Annotated in this window: 16 protein-coding genes; 5 read left to right on the plus strand and 11 right to left on the minus strand. The window is 43.4% G+C overall.

Features of this window, described 5'->3' with window-relative positions:
* Positions 1-162: 162 nt before the first annotated feature.
* On the minus strand, positions 163-1,026 hold the full coding sequence (gene murI, locus ACGF5R_RS21630) for a glutamate racemase (protein ID WP_112878932.1): 864 nt from the start codon (positions 1,024-1,026) through the stop codon (positions 163-165).
* Positions 971-2,830 carry a TonB-dependent vitamin B12 receptor BtuB gene (btuB, locus tag ACGF5R_RS21635; RefSeq protein WP_387692675.1) on the minus strand — a complete coding sequence of 620 codons (1,860 nt, stop codon included), beginning with the start codon at positions 2,828-2,830 and terminating at the stop codon, positions 971-973. The genes murI and btuB overlap by 56 nt, the downstream gene beginning before the upstream one ends.
* Positions 2,831-3,029: 199 nt before the next feature.
* Here btuB and trmA point away from each other — a divergent pair, with 199 nt between their 5' ends.
* Entirely contained in the window at positions 3,030-4,130 is a 1,101-nt protein-coding gene (trmA, locus tag ACGF5R_RS21640) for a tRNA (uridine(54)-C5)-methyltransferase TrmA (protein WP_387692677.1), read from the plus strand.
* 62 nt (positions 4,131-4,192) lie between these two features.
* Here trmA and ACGF5R_RS21645 read toward each other — a convergent pair whose 3' ends face one another.
* Both ACGF5R_RS21645 and fabR read right to left on the minus strand, forming a co-directional pair.
* Complete coding sequence (locus ACGF5R_RS21645) at positions 4,193-4,564, minus strand: YijD family membrane protein (RefSeq protein ID WP_112878973.1); 372 nt, start codon at positions 4,562-4,564, stop codon at positions 4,193-4,195.
* 23 nt (positions 4,565-4,587) lie between these two features.
* The gene (gene fabR / locus ACGF5R_RS21650; RefSeq protein ID WP_011148806.1) at positions 4,588-5,232 is read right to left on the minus strand and encodes an HTH-type transcriptional repressor FabR; all 645 of its coding nucleotides are present in this window, start codon (positions 5,230-5,232) and stop codon (positions 4,588-4,590) included.
* A gap of 374 nt (positions 5,233-5,606) precedes the next feature.
* Here fabR and sthA point away from each other — a divergent pair, with 374 nt between their 5' ends.
* Positions 5,607-7,004: a Si-specific NAD(P)(+) transhydrogenase gene (gene sthA / locus ACGF5R_RS21655; protein WP_112878934.1), complete on the plus strand. Its 1,398-nt coding sequence runs from the start codon at positions 5,607-5,609 to the stop codon at positions 7,002-7,004.
* Here sthA and oxyR read toward each other — a convergent pair.
* The 5 genes from oxyR to argC all read right to left on the minus strand — a co-directional run bounded on the left by oxyR (position 6,996) and on the right by argC (position 12,675).
* On the minus strand, positions 6,996-7,901 hold the full coding sequence (oxyR, locus tag ACGF5R_RS21660; protein WP_112878935.1) for a DNA-binding transcriptional regulator OxyR: 906 nt from the start codon (positions 7,899-7,901) through the stop codon (positions 6,996-6,998). The genes sthA and oxyR overlap by 9 nt on opposite strands.
* Positions 7,902-8,056: 155 nt before the next feature.
* Positions 8,057-9,436: an argininosuccinate lyase gene (argH, locus tag ACGF5R_RS21665; RefSeq protein WP_387692679.1), complete on the minus strand. Its 1,380-nt coding sequence runs from the start codon at positions 9,434-9,436 to the stop codon at positions 8,057-8,059.
* A gap of 152 nt (positions 9,437-9,588) precedes the next feature.
* Positions 9,589-10,803: an argininosuccinate synthase gene (locus tag ACGF5R_RS21670; protein ID WP_112878937.1), complete on the minus strand. Its 1,215-nt coding sequence runs from the start codon at positions 10,801-10,803 to the stop codon at positions 9,589-9,591.
* A 68-nt stretch (positions 10,804-10,871) separates the two neighbouring features.
* A complete protein-coding gene (gene argB, locus ACGF5R_RS21675) occupies positions 10,872-11,645 on the minus strand; it encodes an acetylglutamate kinase (RefSeq protein ID WP_112878938.1) in 774 nt (257 codons plus the stop codon).
* Between the two features lie 25 nt (positions 11,646-11,670).
* A complete protein-coding gene (gene argC / locus ACGF5R_RS21680) occupies positions 11,671-12,675 on the minus strand; it encodes an N-acetyl-gamma-glutamyl-phosphate reductase (RefSeq protein ID WP_112878939.1) in 1,005 nt (334 codons plus the stop codon).
* Positions 12,676-12,777: 102 nt separating this feature from the next.
* Between argC and argE the strand changes: the two genes are divergently transcribed.
* The 3 genes from argE (at position 12,778) to ACGF5R_RS21695 (ending at position 17,737) form a co-directional block, all read left to right on the plus strand.
* Positions 12,778-13,935: an acetylornithine deacetylase gene (gene argE, locus ACGF5R_RS21685; protein ID WP_387692681.1), complete on the plus strand. Its 1,158-nt coding sequence runs from the start codon at positions 12,778-12,780 to the stop codon at positions 13,933-13,935.
* A 282-nt stretch (positions 13,936-14,217) separates the two neighbouring features.
* On the plus strand, positions 14,218-16,854 hold the full coding sequence (ppc, locus tag ACGF5R_RS21690; protein ID WP_112878941.1) for a phosphoenolpyruvate carboxylase: 2,637 nt from the start codon (positions 14,218-14,220) through the stop codon (positions 16,852-16,854).
* A gap of 301 nt (positions 16,855-17,155) precedes the next feature.
* Positions 17,156-17,737 carry a YolA family protein gene (locus ACGF5R_RS21695; RefSeq protein WP_112878942.1) on the plus strand — a complete coding sequence of 194 codons (582 nt, stop codon included), beginning with the start codon at positions 17,156-17,158 and terminating at the stop codon, positions 17,735-17,737.
* A 304-nt stretch (positions 17,738-18,041) separates the two neighbouring features.
* Here the strand turns inward: ACGF5R_RS21695 and ACGF5R_RS21700 are convergent, their stop codons facing one another.
* Together ACGF5R_RS21700 and ACGF5R_RS21705 are read right to left on the minus strand one after the other, a co-directional pair.
* On the minus strand, positions 18,042-18,437 hold the full coding sequence (locus ACGF5R_RS21700) for a type III secretion system chaperone (RefSeq protein ID WP_262981562.1): 396 nt from the start codon (positions 18,435-18,437) through the stop codon (positions 18,042-18,044).
* An 11-nt stretch (positions 18,438-18,448) separates the two neighbouring features.
* The gene (locus tag ACGF5R_RS21705) at positions 18,449-19,396 is read right to left on the minus strand and encodes a hypothetical protein (RefSeq protein WP_387692683.1); all 948 of its coding nucleotides are present in this window, start codon (positions 19,394-19,396) and stop codon (positions 18,449-18,451) included.
* Between the last annotated feature and the right edge of the window lie 630 nt (positions 19,397-20,026).

The following is a 20,026-nucleotide window of genomic DNA, read 5'->3' on the forward strand; positions in this document are numbered from 1 at the left end:
GCCCGCAGAGTCAAGCGCTTATTGCCGCTTTCTCTGCCCGACCTCACAATGTTTATCAGCGTTGTGTCGGTCAGTGGTGGCGCATTATAGGGCGTTCTTTGGCGCTGGCAATACTTATTTTGAAAAAAATTAACGATCGATGATTATTTCATCAAATTTAACTTAAGTTATCAATTTTTCTAGTTTTGAAAATCCATATTCCTGCAAAACGGGGATTAATGCATCAGTATCAGCATTCACTTTCATACAATAAGCAAGACTATCTGCTGAAGTGCAAACAAGATTATTCTGATGTTTAACCAACCAAGCCGTTCTTCGAGCAATAGCAACACCAGAATCAATTAAACGCGTGCCATCAGGTAATATCTGAACTAATTCTTCTGCTAATAGTGGAAAATGGGTACAACCCAATACCACTGTATCAGGTGGTTTTTTCATTCTAAGCCACGGTTTCAGTATCTTTTTTAAAATATCGGAAGAAACCTTACCACCATGCAGTTTAATTTCAGCTAATTCTACTAATTCAGAAGAACCTATAGATTCAATCCTGCAACCTGTCGCAAACTTTTCGATAAGTTCTTTTGTATAGGAACGATTAACTGTTGCTCTAGTCGCCAATAATCCAACGACACCATTACGAGTTAACTTTGCAGCAGGTTTTATCGCTGGAACCACACCAACAACCGGAAAGCTGAACCGCTCACGTAGAGCTGGCAAGCTGACTGTACTGGCGGTGTTACATGCAATAACCACTATTGTCAGAAGGTGTTTTTGCTGAACAGCACCAACAATTTGAACGACTCGTTCAACAATAAACTCTTCCGATTTTTCACCATAAGGGAATGCTTCGTTATCAAAAACATATATATAATGGAGATCTGGTAATAATTGTCGGATCTCTTGGTAAATAGATAAGCCGCCTACCCCAGAATCAAACACTAAAACTGTTGGGCGTGCGGCTTTATTTAAATCAGAAGTTATAGCTCCCAGTGAGGTAGTATTCACGTCCTGGAATGCGATAGCCATAAACTGTCTCGTAATCTTTATCAAGCAGGTTGGCTATTCTAGCACGAATTGTCAGATAAGAAGTGACTGGATATGAAACTGTTAAATCCCAAAAGCTGGCGCCACCTAATTTCACACTCTTAGCCGGGAATGTACTGAAATCCTTGTCATAACGCCGCCCTAGATATTGATAAGTTAACCCCCAATCAAAATCATATAACTGCCAGTCAAGTTGATATTTCACTTGCTGCTTCGCACGACGAACTAAAATTTCATTAGTTTCACTATTACGGGGTTCAATATACTGTATTGTCAATTGATGCTGAAATATGCCAGTGTCTATTAAGCTAGTCCACTCAACACCTTTAATTTTTGCTTTACCAATATTGTAGTAGCGACTATTTGCATAATCGATCAATTGCTCAATCTCATTGCGATATACAGTCAGACGCCAATTTAGCTGGCCTGTGACGCCTTCAATACCGCCTTCCCATTGTTTACTTTCTTCCGGCTTCAAATCATGATTACCACCAAAACCATACATCTGGCTAAGCGTTGGAGCCTTAAATGCCGTACCATAAGAAGCGATCAAGCGATAATCTTTAATAAACTCCCAACCTAAACTGGCTTGCCATGTAGTATTCCAGCCAGCTTCTGAATGTTTATCTGAACGAATTGCGCCTTCTAAAATAAAATCTTTCAGCTGTTGCTGTGCTGTCAGATACATTCCTGTATTACGTACCGTTTTACTCTTCGGAATATAACTGGTTCCAGCTTCTATCGATTGTTCTTGGAAATCCACACCGGTACTGACCATGCCCTGATATAGCTGAAAAGTATTCCCCCATTGCAAGTTATATTGTTCAGAATCATTAAGGCTAACAGACTTATCATAGCGTCCATATTGAGGATCAAAGTTATAGTCTTTTGTATGACTATAACTGGTAATTAACTGGGATGAGTAGATCCCTTGGTTAAATCTGACTCCCATGTCATAGTGGCGGCTATAAAGTTCACGAGTATCCGGTCTGGCATATGGATAGCTCCAATTAATATCCGCATCATAAGATGTTCTATTGTTATAGCCATAAGCTCGAACAAATCCACTGACTTGCTCATTAAATTTTTGATCGACTCCCAACCAAAGCATTTTGCTCATGAAGCCATCACGATCAGGTTGTCTAAAACCACCGGTATTACCATCAGCAACAACATCGTATCCTTTGGTATAAGTATAGTTAGCTGCTGCTGTCAGAACTGTATTTTCAGCTATCGTTTGTTGAGTTGCACCATCATAAGTTTGATAACCATGTGAGCCGATACCTACATTAAAGCTGGTTCCTGGTTTCTCTCTGGTAGTGATGATATTAATAACACCACCAATAGCATCAGAACCATAAACAGCAGAACGTGGTCCACGGATATATTCAATTTTCTGAACCAATGATACAGGTATTTGGCTTAAATCAGAGGAGCCACTGATGCCCGCTTGATTCAAACGTATTCCATCCATCAATACCAATACATGACTAGCATGAGTACCACGTATAAACAAAGAGCTTAACTGTCCAATACCTCCATGCCGCGCAATATCAACACCGGGTAGACGACGCAAAATATCGGCTACACTATTTGGCTGCCAACGATCAATTTCATCCCGTGTTACAACAGTATAAGGAGCCAGTATGCTTGATACCGGCTGTTTAAAACGACTCGCTGTCACAACCAATGAATCCTGCGACTCCACCGCAACAGAAGCTTGATTCCAACCAGAAATTACCATGATTGAAACAGTGGATAATAATAACCGCTTTTTATTTATCATGAGAGAAAACATCCCACAATTTATTGTTAGAAGGACACGCTACGATGAAGCGTTGAACCTATTCATAGTTGAACCTATTCATAATAGTAAGCATAGACAGGATCGTGTATGAGTAATAAGAAAACTGGACATTCTTTGCTCTTCCCCTACAATTTTGCCCGAAAATTTTTCTTACTACAGATATAAGAGAACAAACATAATGCAAAATCTCCTGCCAACGGAAAGCTATGAACAGCAACTGACGGATAAAGTCAGCCGTTTAAAAAACATGATGGCGCCTTTCCAACCCCCGGGGCCAGAGGTTTTCCGCTCACCGCTATCTCATTACAGAATGCGAGCAGAATTTCGAATCTGGCATGAGCAGGATGATTTGTACCATATTATGTTCGATCAACAGACGAAACAGCATATTCGCCTTGTTCAATTCCCTGTCGCCAGTAAGTTAATCAACAAAATGATGGTAGTATTAATTGACTCCATTAGATCTGAACAGATCTTACGTCATAAGCTATTTCAAATTGATTATCTGTCTACTTGCAGTAATAAAATCCTTGTTTCTCTGCTTTATCACAAAAAATTGGGTGATGAATGGACACAACAGGCATTAAGACTGCGTGAAGCGTTAAGAAATAAAGGATTTGACGTTGAGTTAATTGGCAGAGCCGCTAAAACCAAAATCACATTGGATCATGATTATATTGATGAGGTTTTACCTGTTGCAGGCCGAAAAATGATTTATCGCCAGGTGGAAAACAGCTTCACCCAACCAAATGCTAGCGTCAATATTCATATGCTTGAATGGGCAATTAATATTACCAAAGATTCAAAAGGTGATTTACTTGAGCTCTATTGTGGTAATGGCAATTTCTCTCTGGCATTAGCTCAAAATTTTGAACGAGTATTGGCAACAGAAATTGCCAAGCCATCCGTTGCTGCCGCTCAATACAACATTGCAGCCAACGGTATTGATAATGTACAAATTATCCGAATGTCAGCAGAGGAGTTCACCCAAGCAATGAATGGTGAACGCGAATTTAATCGCCTTCAGGGAATCAATTTAAAAAGCTATCAATGTGAAACTATCTTTGTCGATCCGCCACGTAGCGGCCTTGATGAAAAAACGCTTGAGATGGTCCAAACATATCCACGGATTCTTTATATTTCCTGTAACCCGGAAACCCTTTGCCATAATCTGAAAACATTAACCCAAACGCATAAAATTAGCCATCTGGCCCTGTTTGATCAGTTTCCTTATACTCATCATATGGAATGCGGCGTGCTTCTGGAAAAATTAAACTGATACTTGACGAATATATAAAACAAAAACGCCGGCAGATAGATTTCTCCGGCGTTTTTCATCAATTAATGACAATTTTCTGTAATTGCCTGGTTTTTACGAATTTTTACCTTTCTGTAAATCCAAAATACCAGTACGGTACCCATTACTGCGGGCAGAAAATTAGAGCCAATTTCAGGGTATTCAACCCTGATAATCGCACTATAACTAAATAATCCTAAGAGGAAACAAGCAACAACTAACTTAGGCATCCCATCTGGCATTGAATAATTTAAATAGCGCTGATGGATACAATAAATTGATAAAATCAGTGTTATCAATGGGAAAACTGAAAAAGAAACAACTGAGCTAAAAACTGCTGAAAACGTTCCATTCGTTGCTAATCCGACAATAAAAGCGAGTAACAATGTACTTTTGTCCTGGCGATATTGTTCCATCATTGCGTTCTCCTCCTTCATAGTTATTTAAGTTTAGGGTTCGGTGGGTTCATTTCTTTGCGATACCAATAATATGCACCTTTAGCAATCATCCGTAGCTGCAAGACTAAACGTTCTTCTAAACGCTGTCTTTTCTCCAAATCAATATCCAATGCTTCTGCACCGGCACTGAATACTATTGTTACCATTGCCTCTGCCTGCACCTCAGTAAAATGCCTCGGCATACAGCTTTCCTGTTCTAAATAGTCTGCCAGTTCAGCAATAAAATGTTGGATTTCCCGTGCGACAGCGGCACGAAATTCAGCAGAAGTCCCCGAACGTTCACGTAATAATAATCGGAATGCATTTGGATTATTACCGATAAATTCCATAAAAGTTGAAACAGATGTGCGGATGACACTGCCACCTTTAGCAATACGTTGTCGAGCTTGCCTCATTAACTGACGTAGCATCAAACCACTTTCATCCACCATAGTCAGCCCAAGCTCATCAACATCGCGGAAATGACGATAAAATGAAGTAGGTGCAATACCTGCTTCACGGGCGACTTCACGCAAGCTAAGGCTGGTAAAACTCCTTTCGGCACTCAACTGGCTGAAAGCAGCTTCAATCAGTGAACGACGAGTTTTTTCTTTCTGTTTCGCTCTGATGCCGATAATGTTACTCACACGAATCCTGACTCTTTATCTGAACTACATGTTAGGAAATATACCAAATTTTAACGCGTTTGCCGTAATGATATGCTTGTCATGTCATTTATAATGATCCATGTCATTTTCTCAGCGCATTTTCTTATTAGATATTAAGATGATAAAAGTGACTACGCGTAGTCAGAAAATCATTAAGGGAGCATTCCCCCTTTGTTAATTCGATCGTTAGATAATTATTTATTTTCCAAAAACTTCATGGTATCAGCATAGCGGGTAAAACTATGTTCAATTCACCCTAAACGATGACATAAACTCCTTATGAGGATTGGGTTATTAAGTCAACCGATGTTAATATAGCGTTGTAATTTTGTGTAAAAACAGGTCTCTCCTCTATGCAACATATTCATTTTGACGCCATTGTCATTGGTTCTGGTCCCGGTGGAGAAGGAGCAGCAATGGGATTGGTGAAACAGGGTAAAAGCGTTGCTGTTATTGAACGCTATAATAATGTCGGCGGTGGTTGTACTCATTGGGGTACCATCCCGTCGAAAGCCCTCCGCCACGCCGTCAGTCGTATTATTGAATTCAACCAAAACCCTCTGTACAGTGATAATTCCCGCGTTCTTCGCTCTTCATTTGCTGAAATCTTACGCCGTGCTGAAATGGTAATTAATCAGCAAACTAGAATGCGTCAAGGATTTTACGAACGTAATGGGTGTCGTATGTTTTCCGGAGAAGCAACATTCATTGATGACCACCGGGTGAGTGTGCGCTATGCTGACGATAGCCACGATATTTTAAGCGCAGATAAGATTATTATCGCAACTGGTTCTCGCCCATATTGTCCGCCAGATGTCGATTTCACTCACTCCCGTATTTATAACAGCGATTCCATTCTGAAATTGGATCATGAACCACGGCATGTCATTATTTACGGTGCCGGAGTGATTGGTTGCGAATATGCTTCAATCTTCCGTGGATTAGGCGTAAAAGTTGATTTAATTAACACTCGTAATCACTTACTCGCTTTCCTTGATCAAGAGATGTCAGATGCACTTTCTTACCATTTCTGGAATAGCGGTATAGTAATCCGCCACAATGAAGAATATTCTAAAATTGAAGGTGTTGATGATGGTGTTATCGTTCACCTTAAATCCGGTAAAAAAGTCAAAGCTGACTGTCTGCTTTATGCTAATGGTCGAACAGGTAATACGGATACTTTAGGGCTAAAAAACGTTGGTCTGGAAGCAGATAGCCGCGGTTTACTGAAAGTTAATAAGATCTATCAAACCAGCAACGAAAATATCTACGCTGTAGGAGATGTTATCGGCTATCCAAGCCTAGCCTCAGCTGCTTATGATCAAGGCCGAATTGCCGCCCAAGCGATGACGAAAGGAAACGCCGAAGTTCATCTGATTGAAGATATTCCAACGGGTATCTATACCATTCCTGAAATTAGCTCTGTAGGTAAAACCGAACAACAATTAACAGCAATGAAAGTGCCTTATGAAGTTGGACGCGCACAATTTAAACATCTTGCACGCGCACAAATTGCGGGGATGAACGTAGGAAGCCTGAAAATACTGTTCCACAGAGAAACAAAAGAGATTCTTGGCATTCATTGTTTCGGGGAACGTGCGGCTGAAATTATTCATATCGGCCAAGCGATTATGGAACAAAAAGGTGAAAGTAATACTATCGAATATTTCGTCAATACTACTTTCAACTATCCAACTATGGCTGAAGCCTATCGTGTCGCAGCTTTAAACGGGCTTAACCGGCTATTTTGATTGCCCGTAATAAGTGCCCATTTTAGCTCTAATAGCCTCTGCTAGTTGCTCATAGCGACCACGCAGAGGTGAACCAGGACGATAAATCAAAACAACAGACCGCTTAGGTTCAGGGCTGCCACACTCCAGATAACAGACGCCATCACGTTTTTTCTCTTGTGGTACTGCCAGATCAGGCAATAAGGTTATTCCGCTACCGGCAGCAACCATATTACGCAGGGTTTCCAAACTGGTTGCACGAAAATGGGTATCTTCCTTCGCGCCCGCCTGAAAACAGAACCCCATTGCCTGATCACGCAAGCAATGACCATCTTCTAACATCAACAATTTTTCACCTGCCAATTCATCCATAGCGATTTTTTTACGCTCTGCCCAAGAATGGCCATCATAGATAGCTAGTTTCATGGGTTCTTCAAACAATGGCACTTCAATGAAAGCTCTTGTCTCCTTAACCATTGCCAGAATCGCACAGTCCAATTTGCCACTATCCAACTGGGCTAACAGACTTTGAGTCTGGGCTTCATATAGATACATTTCCAACTTAGGAAACAAACTATGAAGCCCAGGGATAATATGAGGCAACAGATATGGACCAATTGTCGGGATCAAACCAATATGCAGAGGACCAGACATGTTTTCCCCTTGAAGTGACGCCATTTCCTGCAAAATCCTCACCTCGCGGAGAACTGTTCTGGCTTGTTCTACTAATAACATCCCTTGTTGCGTGAACAAAACTTTACGGCTGGTGCGCTCCAATAACATGACACCCAGATCATCCTCAAGCTTACGAATTTGCCCGCTTAACGTAGGCTGGCTAACGTGGCAAGAATCAGCAGCACGGCGAAAGTGCCGATGCTCCGCAAGCGCCACAAGATATTCCAGATCGCGGATATTCATTCCCACCTCAACATATTTAATATAAATGATAGAAACTACCAATAGATAATTATATCAATGTGAGGAAAAGACTATCAGATAATCCTTAAGAACTTATATATAAAGCTCTCATTTATTTTACAGGGGATAAATTAATCCCCCTACTATTATGATGACTAACTTAATTTTAGCCTCTGCTTAGCCTCTGCAATCGCTTTCATAACCTGTTTTTGCGACACTCCTCCCTTTGCAAGGCGTTTGTCCAGACAAGATTGCAAAGACAAAATATCATATACATCTTCAGTAATTGCACTACTGAACTTCTGCAACTCTGCCAATGACAACGCTTCCAATGCCTGCCCCTGGGCAAGCGCCATAATCACAATTTCCCCAACAATATGGTGAGCTTCTCGGAATGGAACACCTTTTGCAACCAAATAATCAGCTAATTCGGTCGCGTTAGCATAACCCTGTTTAGCTGCTTCCGCACAACGTGAACGCCTGACCTGAATACCATCTAACACCAACGCGGACATATGTAAACAATCCAGCCAAGTATCCAGCGCATCGAATAACCCTTCTTTATCCTCCTGCATATCTTTATTGTAGGCTAGCGGCAAACCTTTCAAGGTCATCATCATACCGGTCAATGCCCCCTGCACCCGGCCACATTTCCCACGAATTAACTCCAGTGCATCCGGGTTTTTCTTCTGTGGCATCAGAGAAGAACCGGAAGTGACTCGATCTGACAGTTCAATAAACCCGGCTTCACCGCTATTAAAGAAAATTAGGTCTTCCGCAAAGCGGGAAAGATGGATCATACTGATACTGGCATTAGATAACAGTTCCAATACATGGTCACGATCTGAAACGCTATCCAAGCTGTTACGCGTCGCAGAAACAAAACCTAGCCATGATGCTAGTTGTTCGCGGTCAATATCATAAGCGGTTCCAGCCAATGCACCACACCCAAGCGGGCTGGTATCCAGCCGTTTCAAAGTATCCTGTAACCGACTTTCATCACGGACCAACATTTCTACATATGCCAAGCACCAGTGAGCAAATGTGATAGGCTGCGCTCTTTGCAGATGGGTATAGCCCGGCATCACTGCATCCTGATTATTCTCCGCAGTAATCACCAATGCCTGCTGTAACTCCACAATTGCCTGATAGAGATGTGAAATGTATTCTTTACACCAAAGTTTGAGATCTGTTGCCACCTGATCGTTACGGCTACGACCAGTGTGGAGTTTCTTACCCAGATCGCCAACTTTACTGATCAACTGCCCTTCTACCCAACTATGGATATCCTCTGCACCACTTTGCAAGATGGCTTGTGGGTTAGCCTGAACCTCATTCAACAATTCATTTAATGCCAGCTCCAGTCTTTGTTGTTCTTCAACGGTCAGCACACCAACCGTTATCAACGCTTTCGACCATGCAACTGAACCGGTAATGTCCTGTTCCGCCAACCGGTAATCAAAGCGAAGTGAATCGTTAAATTGTTTGAACCGTCGATCTACTTTCTGACTGAAACGCCCGCCCCAGAGTGCCATATTTTTGTTCCTGATTATCTGATGTCTGAGTGATTGATTACCTTTCATAAACAGCAATTTCATTCGCAACATGGAGATAATAGACTCGATAAATCAAATACAAGGATGAATTCACGATCTGGTCATTACCTCCATAACTACGAACGATGAAATTACTCTTTACTATTTAATGCCCGAATGCGCGAAGGGAGAGAATACAGACGGATAAATCCTGCTGCATGGCTGTGATCGTAAACCTCATCTTCACCAAACGTTGCAAACGCTTCAGAATAAAGGCTATTTGTTGATTTTTTCTGGATCGCTGTTACCTGACCTTTATAGAGTTTCAGTACTACTTCACCGCTGACATCCGCAGCCAACGCCTCAGCCGCGGCCTGAATAGATTGACGTAGCGGGGCAAACCAACGTCCGTCATAAACGACATAAGACATTTCTAGCCCAAGCTGCTGACGCCATTTAAAGCTATCACGGTCCAGAACCAGTTGTTCAACACCACGCAACGCAGCCATCATGATGGTTCCTCCCGGCGTCTCATAACAACCACGAGATTTCATTCCCACCAGCCGGTTTTCCACGATATCGATACGGCCGATACCATGTTTTACTCCCAAAATGTTCAGCGCTTCAAGGCATTGATATGGAGACATCACCTTGCCGTTAACCCCAACAACCTCGCCTTTCTCAATAGTGACACTGACCAATTCAGCTTCATCTGGTGCTTCTTCTGGATCGACTGTCCACACCCAACAATCTTTATTGGATGCATTCCAAGTACTTTCCAGTACGCCACCTTCGGTAGAGATATGCCACGCATTCTCATCACGGCTGTAAATTTTCTCCAATGTTGCGGTGGTTGGAATATCTCGCGCTTTCAGATAATCCAGCAACGCTTCACGGGAACGCAAATCCCACTCTCTCCACGGTGCAACTACTTTTAGCTGGGGGGCTAATGCCGTATAAGTGCTTTCAAACCGAACCTGATCGTTACCCTTACCTGTTGCACCATGAGCAAGTGCATCTGCTCCCACTTTCAGTGCCAATTCAACCTGTGCTTTAGCAATAATGGGGCGTGCCATTGAAGTGCCCAACAAATAGCTACCTTCATACAGAGCACCGGTTTTCAGTACCGGATAAACATAATCTTTAATGAATTCCTCACGCAGATCCACAACGTGACATTCTGATGCGCCAGAACGCAAAGCTTTCTGCTCCACGCCTTCCAAATCTTCACGGCTTTGCCCCACATCGGCAACAAACGCAACAACTTCACAGTTGCCATAATGTTCCTTCAGCCAAGGAATAATGGCAGAAGTATCCAGACCACCAGAATAGGCAAGAACGATTTTTTTAATATCTTTAGTATGCATGAAGTTACCCTTTGAAATTCCGTTGTTATTTATCAGCAAAGATTTGCCGAAAATTAATCAAACTTAATTTAAGCCAGAATACGAGTACCGACGGGAACACCGTTAAATAGATCGGTCAGTTGATCTGCATGACGCCAACTGGCGATATCTACCGGACGATCTAATGTCCTAGCTGCATCTAAAGCGGCATTCACCTTCACAATCATGCCGTCAGTAATGATGCCGTGAGCAATAAGTTGTTCTGCTTTCTCAACATTTATGTCAGGGATTCTCTGCCCTTTACCATCCAAAATACCACTAACATCAGAGAGCAATACCAAATCAGCACCTAGCGTCTGAGCTATCGCCGTTGCTGCCTGATCGGCATTCACATTCATCAGCTCCCCTTTATCCGTTACACCAATTGAGCTGATAATGGGCATATAACCCGCATCCAATAACATTTTCAGCAACTTAGCATCGCCCGGCATCGCTTTCCCCACATGCCCCAACTCTTCACTCAGTTGGGAAACCATGACCACATTACCATCTCCTAAATATAATCCAACTGATGCAAGTTGATATTTAGTCGCCCACGACAACAAGGTCTTATTGGCGATACCAGCCAATGCGCCAGTGATAATCCCAATCTGATCAGCGGGTGTTACTCGTAATCCTTGTTCCTTCACTATCGGTAGCTGCAACTTCTGCATCAGCTCATCCACCAGATAACCACCACCATGAACAACAACCAACTGACGTTCGTGTGTTTGCCGATATTCCTGCAATGCAGTAAACACGCGTTCCAATGCTTCTTCATTGTCCAATAACACGCCACCTAACTTTATGACTAAAGGTTCCATCTGCTCTACTCCTTCACGTCAACCATTAAAGTAATGCCTGAGTTTCTTCAAACCCAAAACGTATATTCATACACTGAACTGCCTGAGCTGCCGCGCCCTTCAAAAGATTATCCTCAGTACCCACAACAATCAGATGGTCACCCTCTACAACAAAACCGATATCACAGAACGGTAACCCAACAACGGATTTCAATGCTGGCACCCCTTTGCTGTAAAGCCTTACCAATGGCTTATCTTTGTATGCTTGCCGATACACCTCATCTATCTGTTCTGCGGTAACACCCGGCTTCAATTTACAGGTAATTGTGGCAAGAATACCCCGCGCGAAATTGCCAAGATGTGGAGTAAAAATCACTCTGGTTCCCAGATGCTCCTCAATCTCCGGTTGATGACGATGGGTAAATATTCCATAAGGTTGCAAACTGATTTCGCAGAAGCTGTTGGTCATGCTGGCTTTCCGACCTGCTCCACTTACACCACTAGTAGCATTAATCACCGGCCAATGGCTGGTATCCAGCAAACTATTTTCCAACAGCGGTTTCAGGGAGAGTTGAGAAACTGTTGGGTAACATCCCGGTACAGCAACTAATTGGGCCTGTTTGATTTTTTCAGCCTGCCATTCGGCAAGTCCATATACTGCTTGTGCTAACCATTCAGTATGCTTATGTTTGAATCCGTAGTATTGTTGATAAATCTGAGCATTTTGTACGCGGTAGGCACCAGAGAGATCAAATACAGTGCAACCTGCTGCCAGAAATAACGGCGCAATGTCATGACTAACTTCATGGGCGGTGGCAAGGAAAACCACATCAATCCCTTTAGCAGCATTAATAATATCAGTCAGCGGTTGCAGCGGTAGATCAACAATGCCTTTATACTGTGGATGTAAATCTGAGAAGCATTTATCTGCATCAACGCTCTGAGCAGAAACCATGAGTCTAATCAGATTCGTATGCGGATGACGATGCAGATATGCTGCCAGTTCTGCTCCGGTGTAACCACTTGCACCAACAACCAGCGTATTCAACATAGGATATCTTTACCTTATGCTCAGTATTCAAACGGGATAATGTATTTTTATTCAAAAAAAATGCATGAATATTGATACTATCATGAATAAAGGCTGTCAACAGTGAATATTAAATTACCTCCATTTATTGAGCTATTTCGGCAATTAATCGCGACTCCATCTATCAGCGCCACCGATGTCAGTATTGACCAAAGTAACGAGTCTCTCATCAACCTACTGGCAAGTTGGTTGAAAGAAATTGGTTTCGAGATTGAGATACAGCCCGTCCCCGAAGCCCTCGGAAAATACAATCTACTAGCAACATTGGGGAGTGGCCCAGGTGGGCTACTCTTATGTGGACACACTGATACCGTCCCCTTTGACGATGGACTCTGGACTAAAGATCCCTTCACCCTGACAGAGAGAGATAACAAACTGTACGGTTTAGGTACAGCAGATATGAAAGGCTTTTTCGCCTTTATTATTGATGCATTACGGGACATTGATGTCAGTAAAATAACCCATCCGCTGTACATTCTGGCAACCGCAGATGAAGAGACGACAATGGCAGGAGCCCGTTATTTTGCCGCAAGTACCGCTATTCGACCGGATTTCGCGATTATCGGCGAACCTACTTCATTGCATCCTATCTGTGCGCATAAAGGACATTTATCGAACGCTATCCGTATTGTTGGCCAATCCGGGCATTCCAGTGATCCAGATCGTGGTATAAACGCCATTGATTTGATGCACGAATCTATTGGTCACTTGATTGAACTACGCAATACGCTAAAAGAGCGTTATAACAACCCGGCATTTGCCATTCCATATCCAACTATGAATTTCGGCTATATTCACGGAGGTGACGCAGTAAACCGTATTTGTGCCCATTGTGAATTACATATGGATATTCGCCCATTACCGGGCCTAACGTTGCAGGATCTGAACGGACTGTTAAATGAAGCACTGGAACCCGTGAAACAACGTTGGCCTGGCCGTCTGACTATCAACGAATTACATCCCCCTATTCCCGGTTATGAATGCCCAACCGATCACAAGATGGTTGACGTGATTGAGAAACTGCTAGGCCGCAAAGCTGAAACGGTCAACTACTGTACCGAAGCACCATTCATTCAGAAAGTATGCCCAACTTTAGTCCTTGGCCCTGGTTCTATTGAACAGGCACATCAACCGGATGAGTTCATTGATATGTCATTTATTAAACCCACCAGAAAGATAATTTCTCAGTTAATAGATCATTTTTGTCTAAGCAATAATTAATTGTTTTACTCGTCCCCCAAAAGTCAGGGGGACTCAAGCATCATAACAATTAACAAAAGTACTCTTCCCAAGCTTTCTGATACATAAGTAATACTTATAGACCATGGCCTACCATTAAATTTTAGAAATTTCACCCAAACTGATTATTTTCTGATATGAATATGAGGGCTTAGGGTCAATGCAACACTGTGGCGCCACAAAAAATAACTTCCCGCCACTTAAATGAAATTTTTCTACAGGAACAGAATCAACATCCTGCCAGCAATAAAGGCTAAGAGTCACATGAACCAACAATATTCTGCAATGCGTAGTAATGTCAGCATGCTAGGTAAGCTGCTCGGAGACACGATCAAAGAAGCTTTAGGGGAAGATATTCTCGATAAAGTTGAGACTATCCGCAAATTATCCAAATCGTCCCGCGCAGGTAATGAAGCACACCGCCAGCAGCTATTATCTACATTGCAAAACCTATCTAATAATGAACTGCTGCCAGTTGCCCGTGCTTTCAATCAATTTCTCAACCTGACAAACGTCGCAGAACAATATCACAGTATCTCCCCGCATGGTGAAGCTGCCAGCAACCCCGTTGCGTTAGCGAAATTATTCACCCACTTAAAAGAAAAAAATTTCAGTAACGACGATCTGAAAAAAGCGGTAAATGAACTGTCTATTGAACTGGTTCTCACCGCTCACCCAACTGAAATCGCTCGTCGTACATTGATCCATAAACTGGTAGCCGTTAACACCTGTCTATCGCAACTTGATCACGATGATCTGGCGGATTATGAGCGTAATAACATTATGCGCCGCCTGCGCCAGTTAATTGCCCAATCATGGCATACCGATGAAATCCGCAAAATCCGTCCTACCCCAATTGATGAAGCGAAGTGGGGGTTTGCTATGGTGGAAAATAGCTTGTGGGAGGCTGTGCCAGCATTCCTACGTGAATTCAATGAACAACTGGAAGAGTCAATTGATTACAGCCTGCCAGTTGAAGCGGTACCTGTCCGCTTTACTTCCTGGATGGGCGGCGACCGAGACGGCAACCCAAATGTCACCTCTGAAGTCACTCGTCATGTATTACTGCTTAGCCGCTGGAAAGCAGCCGATCTATTCCTAAAAGATATTCAGGTTCTGGTTTCTGAGCTATCCATGTCTGAATGTACACCAGAAGTTCGTAAACTAGCAGGTGGTGATGAAATTCTAGAACCTTACCGAGAAATTGCTAAAAAATTGCGGACACAACTCAGCAATACATTGACCTATTTGGAGAAACAACTGAAAGGAGAACAAGTTCTGCCACCAACTGATTTGCTGGTGGATAACGAACAGCTTTGGCAACCACTTTACGCCTGTTATCAGTCACTAAAAACCTGCGGGATGGAAATCATTGCCAACGGTCAATTATTAGATATCTTACGCCGTATCCGTTGCTTCGGCTTATCACTGGTACGTATTGATGTACGCCAAGAAAGCACTCGCCATACAACCGCCGTTTCTGAACTGACGCAATACCTGGAATTAGGTGACTACGCCAGTTGGTCAGAAGAAGAAAAACAGGCTTTCCTACTGTATGAACTGCACTCCAAACGTCCATTGATCCCACATAACTGGCAACCAAGCGCTGAAACGCAAGAGGTTTTCGCAACCTGTAAAGTCATTGCCGAGTCACCTCAAGACGCTATCGCCGCTTACGTTATCTCAATGGCTAAAGTACCTTCTGATGTATTAGCGGTTCACTTGCTACTGAAAGAAGCCGGTTGTCCGTTCACTTTACCCGTTGCCCCATTGTTCGAAACCCTTGATGACCTGAATAATGCCGAAAATGTCATTCAGCAATTAATGAATATTCAATGGTATCGCGAACTGATTCATGACAAACAGATGGTGATGATTGGTTATTCTGACTCAGCAAAAGATGCCGGAGTGATGGCTGCGGCATGGGCGCAATACCGAGCACAGGATGCCTTGATCAATGTTTGTGAAAAAGAGGGCATTACGCTGACCTTATTCCACGGTCGTGGCGGTACTATCGGCCGTGGCGGTGCGCCAGCACATGCTGCTCTGCTTTCCCAACCACCGGGAAGCCTGAAAGGTGGCCTACGTGTGACCGAACAAGGCGAAATGATCCGCTTTAAATTCGGTCTGCCACAAGTCACTATCAGTAGCTTAGCCTTATATGCCAGTGCGATTCTGGAAGCAAACCTCCTACCACCGCCGGAGCCTAAACTGGAATGGCATCAGGTGATGGATACCCTGTCTGATGTTTCCTGCAAGATGTATCGCGATTATGTACGTGAACAGCCCGATTTTGTACCTTATTTCCGCGCGGCAACACCAGAACAGGAATTAGCTAAACTGCCTCTAGGTTCTCGTCCAGCCAAACGTCATCCGGCGGGTGGTGTGGAAAGTTTACGCGCTATCCCGTGGATTTTCGCCTGGACACAAAATCGCCTAATGTTGCCAGCCTGGTTAGGTGCAGGTGCCGCGCTACAACAAGTTATCAATGATGGAAAACAGGATGTATTAGCAGAAATGTGCCGTGATTGGCCTTTTTTTACCACTCGGATTGGTATGTTGGAAATGGTCTTCGCCAAAGCTGATTTATGGTTGGCAGAATATTATGATCATCGTCTGGTAGATAAGAACTTATGGCCGTTAGGTCAGAAACTGCGCAAGCAACTCTCCTCGGATATTAAGACGGTATTAGCCATTTCTAAAGATGAACACCTAATGGCAGATTTACCATGGATTGCAGAATCAATCGCCCTACGTAATGTTTACACTGATCCACTAAACGTCTTACAGGCAGAACTATTACTGCGTTCCCGTCAGCAACAACATCCCGATCCTCAGGTTGAACAAGCGTTGATGGTAACCATCGCCGGTATCGCAGCAGGAATGCGAAATACAGGTTAGTAGTAGGTAATCTTAGCGCAACAGTAGTGACACTATTGAGCACAGCACAAGTATCTTTTGTCTCCAGACAACCCCATACAAAATGTGCTCAATAGATAACGAAAAAGAAGTTATTTCTCACCAAGCGAAGCGTACTTGAAAAAAAATTCCTTATCATTTATCCCCTTTTTTCCGCAGTAAGATAAACACGGAAGCAATCACCCACGCAAAAGTTTCGATCATTACATAAATAAAATTTAATAATGTGATTTTTTCTCACTTCCCTAGAATTGTGCTTTTCCATTTCTAAGAGGATTCAGTCGTGAAGAAAAATAAACTTGCCATGTTGTTATCTCTTGCTGCCTTATTTGGCGTTAATGCCTATGCCCAAACAGAGCAACCGAAGGAGGTCCATACTGCTCAAAATGCCCTGGCAGCGCAATCCCAGCTACTGCCTAACCCAGAAAGCCCCATCCTGGCCGAAGAAGAGAAAAAGCTCGACATTAAATCTGAGGTAGCTTACGCCCCCGCACCTCCACTAACCAATATGTGGGTCTATGCCGTTGGCTCAACGAATTGCGGATGGGAATACACTTCCAACTTGCCAGTGACAAACTGCAATCACGGAGGATACCAGCTCCGCGCCGCCGTTCTGGAAATTGGCTACGGATATAATTCTTTTGCCTGGATGAACGGCAGTATACTGCCATACTCACTGTACTCTTCTACACCAGTTTGCATTACAAACGGGCACTACAATTGGCCATGTGCTGCGGGCCAAATTGTGGTTGGCTTCCTGAAAGAATACAGCCTCGATGGCTACCAGAATGGTACCTTCAGTTACCAGAACACTTCTGCTAATTGGCCTCGAAATACCATGTCAACGCAGATCAGCATTCTTTGACTTGCTAAAACCCATTTAGGAGTCTATTAAGAAGGGCGGGAAACCGCCCTTGTTCATTTTTACGCACAGGTATCGACGCCGATGGTTTAGCCTCGTAATTAGGCAATTATATAAAATTAATTTAAAAGTTTACCTCGGTGAATTTCTCACAAATTATTTCCGTTAGGCTCCCTCTGTAGGAAAGCCTGTACCCAGTAATAAAGTTATTAATCAACGAATGGTATAACGAATGCACAAAATAATATCGCTCGTAGCTTTCAATAATACACCTGATTAATCTTTAAAGCTTCTTAAGGTTTTTCGCCTAAACTTTGTGCCACGAACTCCCTTGAATACTTAACGGCGGCCATTCTTGGCTTTCAGTAATAGGTGCCGTAGCCGTAAGGTCCCTTGCTTGCTGTAACATCCGCTCGACCAAGTTGGTCAATAACTCAGCATCCAGCCTCTCCAACCATTCACGGCTCCAAAGCAGAGTCTCTCCCTCACCACTACGACTCAGTTGCAATGACGGCCAATCGGCCAGTGTAGCCAACGAACAAGGTTCGACATCACCTAGTGGAATAAACAAAGTTACCAACTCATCGCGTTGGCGGATATGCAAACTAAAAGGGCCGAGAGGTAGATCGAGCCCCTCCGAATGCAGAGATTCTTCGGTCTGCCCAAGGCGTCGGCACAGTTCCGATAATAAGGAATTGAACATGGTTACCCTTGTTACCTTTTATGGTTGTCAAACACAGATTCAGTCGGCGGCCACAGGTTAGCGATCGGAGGATTACTCGACGTGCCTTGCAGTTTACCACCTATGGTCGCAGCCCAAGGATCGATGACATATGCCTGGGAGCCCCAAGTTTCGGGTTTGCTGAGCTCACTATTGGGATCACGACCGACCACCACGAAGCAGTGGGTCTGGCTATGCCCCTTGGCGCCACGATGAGCGACTACCTCAATGCGCTGCTGGTCATTTTGATTGTGCTTCATCAGTTCGGCTGCCGCAGAGTAGGCCAAAGTGGTGCAGCAACCAGCCTGAGCTTGAGCGACCCGGGCGGCGATAGATTGCAGTTGGTTGAAACTGACGTTGCCTTGTCTAGCGGCGATAGCCGCCATGTTGGACATCATATTGGCCTGGCTGTTACCCCTCAGGCGATCCGGGCTGTCATTGAATAACCTCAATCTCTCCATGATTTGCTGATAATGAGAATTCTGCTTGCTAACGAAAGTGCCGGCATCAGTGCATGCGTAAGTACCCATCTTCTGTAAAGCTGGCATAGCCTGCTGCAACATCGCTTGGGGACCGGCCGTCATCACCTTTGGCTGGAGAGTGCGCACCACAGCGCCTTGTTCTGCCAGAGCCTGTTTAAGCTCGGCAAGGCTGGAGCTACGGGCCGCCACCTCTTTAGGGTGGTGGTTCTCCCAGTGCTGGATAGCATCCTGCACCCGTTGGGCTTGCGCACTGTTGGGAACACTCTGCAATTGGCGCAGTTCGGTGATCAAATGCTTGAGATCCGAACTCTGGAAATGCAAAGGACCTCGCCGAACAGACTGTTCGAACAAGCGGTTACCCTGTTCGAGTAGGGGAGAAGATGCAGTGTGCTGAGAAGCTTGCGTTTGGCTAAGCAGTGTATGACCGCCAATATGCTGAATATGCATTATTCTTTCCAAAATAGGTTGAGTTGATTAAGAGTATCTTAGTATTTCTCCTGCCCTGTTTATGTAAAAAAGTGACCTGATTTTTATCTGTTTAAGGTGTCAGAGAAAAGGATTCTCCGGGGATAGATGTCCAGGATTATGGAACAACAACAGTTCATACTGGACGAAGGCTTATGGTGGACTTTACTTATTAAACCGAGATGATCTAACAATGACAATGTAGTGTGGGGATACAAACTCAATATTAAAACTTGCTTACTCAATTTTTATACAGAAAAATACCGTATACGTTAATTTGCCGTATTTAAAGAGGAATGATAATGACTGCTATCGCTCGATTTAATTTAAAGATGGGCACAGATGAAAAACAGATGAAAAGGAAATTATTTCTCGCGCCGCGGCTTTAATGGGCACAACAATGGCTGCATTTTAGATAGAGACTCTCGCATAACAATGACAGTCCAGGATTTTCAGGCATTCACAACTGCTTTAAATGACGCTTTCACTCCCAATGCTGCTTTACAAAACGTAAAATAAGTAAATAAGTAAATAAGTAAATAAGTAAATAAGTAAATAAGTAAATAAGTAAATAAGTAAATAAGTAAATAAGTAAATAAGTAAATAAGTAAATAAGTAAATAAG

This window comes from Photorhabdus sp. RM71S, from assembly GCF_042879355.1.
Lineage (GTDB): Bacteria > Pseudomonadota > Gammaproteobacteria > Enterobacterales > Enterobacteriaceae > Photorhabdus > Photorhabdus kayaii.

Bases quoted from the DNA above. Each gene is read 5' to 3' on its own strand.
- murI (WP_112878932.1), bottom strand. From the start codon at position 1,026: ATGGCTATCGCATTCCAGGACGTGAATACTACCTCACTGGGAGCTATA.
- btuB (WP_387692675.1), bottom strand. From the start codon at position 2,830: ATGATAAATAAAAAGCGGTTATTATTATCCACTGTTTCAATCATGGTA.
- trmA (WP_387692677.1), top strand. From the start codon at position 3,030: ATGCAAAATCTCCTGCCAACGGAAAGCTATGAACAGCAACTGACGGAT.
- ACGF5R_RS21645 (WP_112878973.1), bottom strand. From the start codon at position 4,564: ATGGAACAATATCGCCAGGACAAAAGTACATTGTTACTCGCTTTTATT.
- sthA (WP_112878934.1), top strand. From the start codon at position 5,607: ATGCAACATATTCATTTTGACGCCATTGTCATTGGTTCTGGTCCCGGT.
- oxyR (WP_112878935.1), bottom strand. From the start codon at position 7,901: ATGAATATCCGCGATCTGGAATATCTTGTGGCGCTTGCGGAGCATCGG.
- argH (WP_387692679.1), bottom strand. From the start codon at position 9,436: ATGGCACTCTGGGGCGGGCGTTTCAGTCAGAAAGTAGATCGACGGTTC.
- ACGF5R_RS21670 (WP_112878937.1), bottom strand. From the start codon at position 10,803: ATGCATACTAAAGATATTAAAAAAATCGTTCTTGCCTATTCTGGTGGT.
- argB (WP_112878938.1), bottom strand. From the start codon at position 11,645: ATGGAACCTTTAGTCATAAAGTTAGGTGGCGTGTTATTGGACAATGAA.
- argC (WP_112878939.1), bottom strand. From the start codon at position 12,675: ATGTTGAATACGCTGGTTGTTGGTGCAAGTGGTTACACCGGAGCAGAA.
- ppc (WP_112878941.1), top strand. From the start codon at position 14,218: ATGAACCAACAATATTCTGCAATGCGTAGTAATGTCAGCATGCTAGGT.
- ACGF5R_RS21700 (WP_262981562.1), bottom strand. From the start codon at position 18,437: ATGTTCAATTCCTTATTATCGGAACTGTGCCGACGCCTTGGGCAGACC.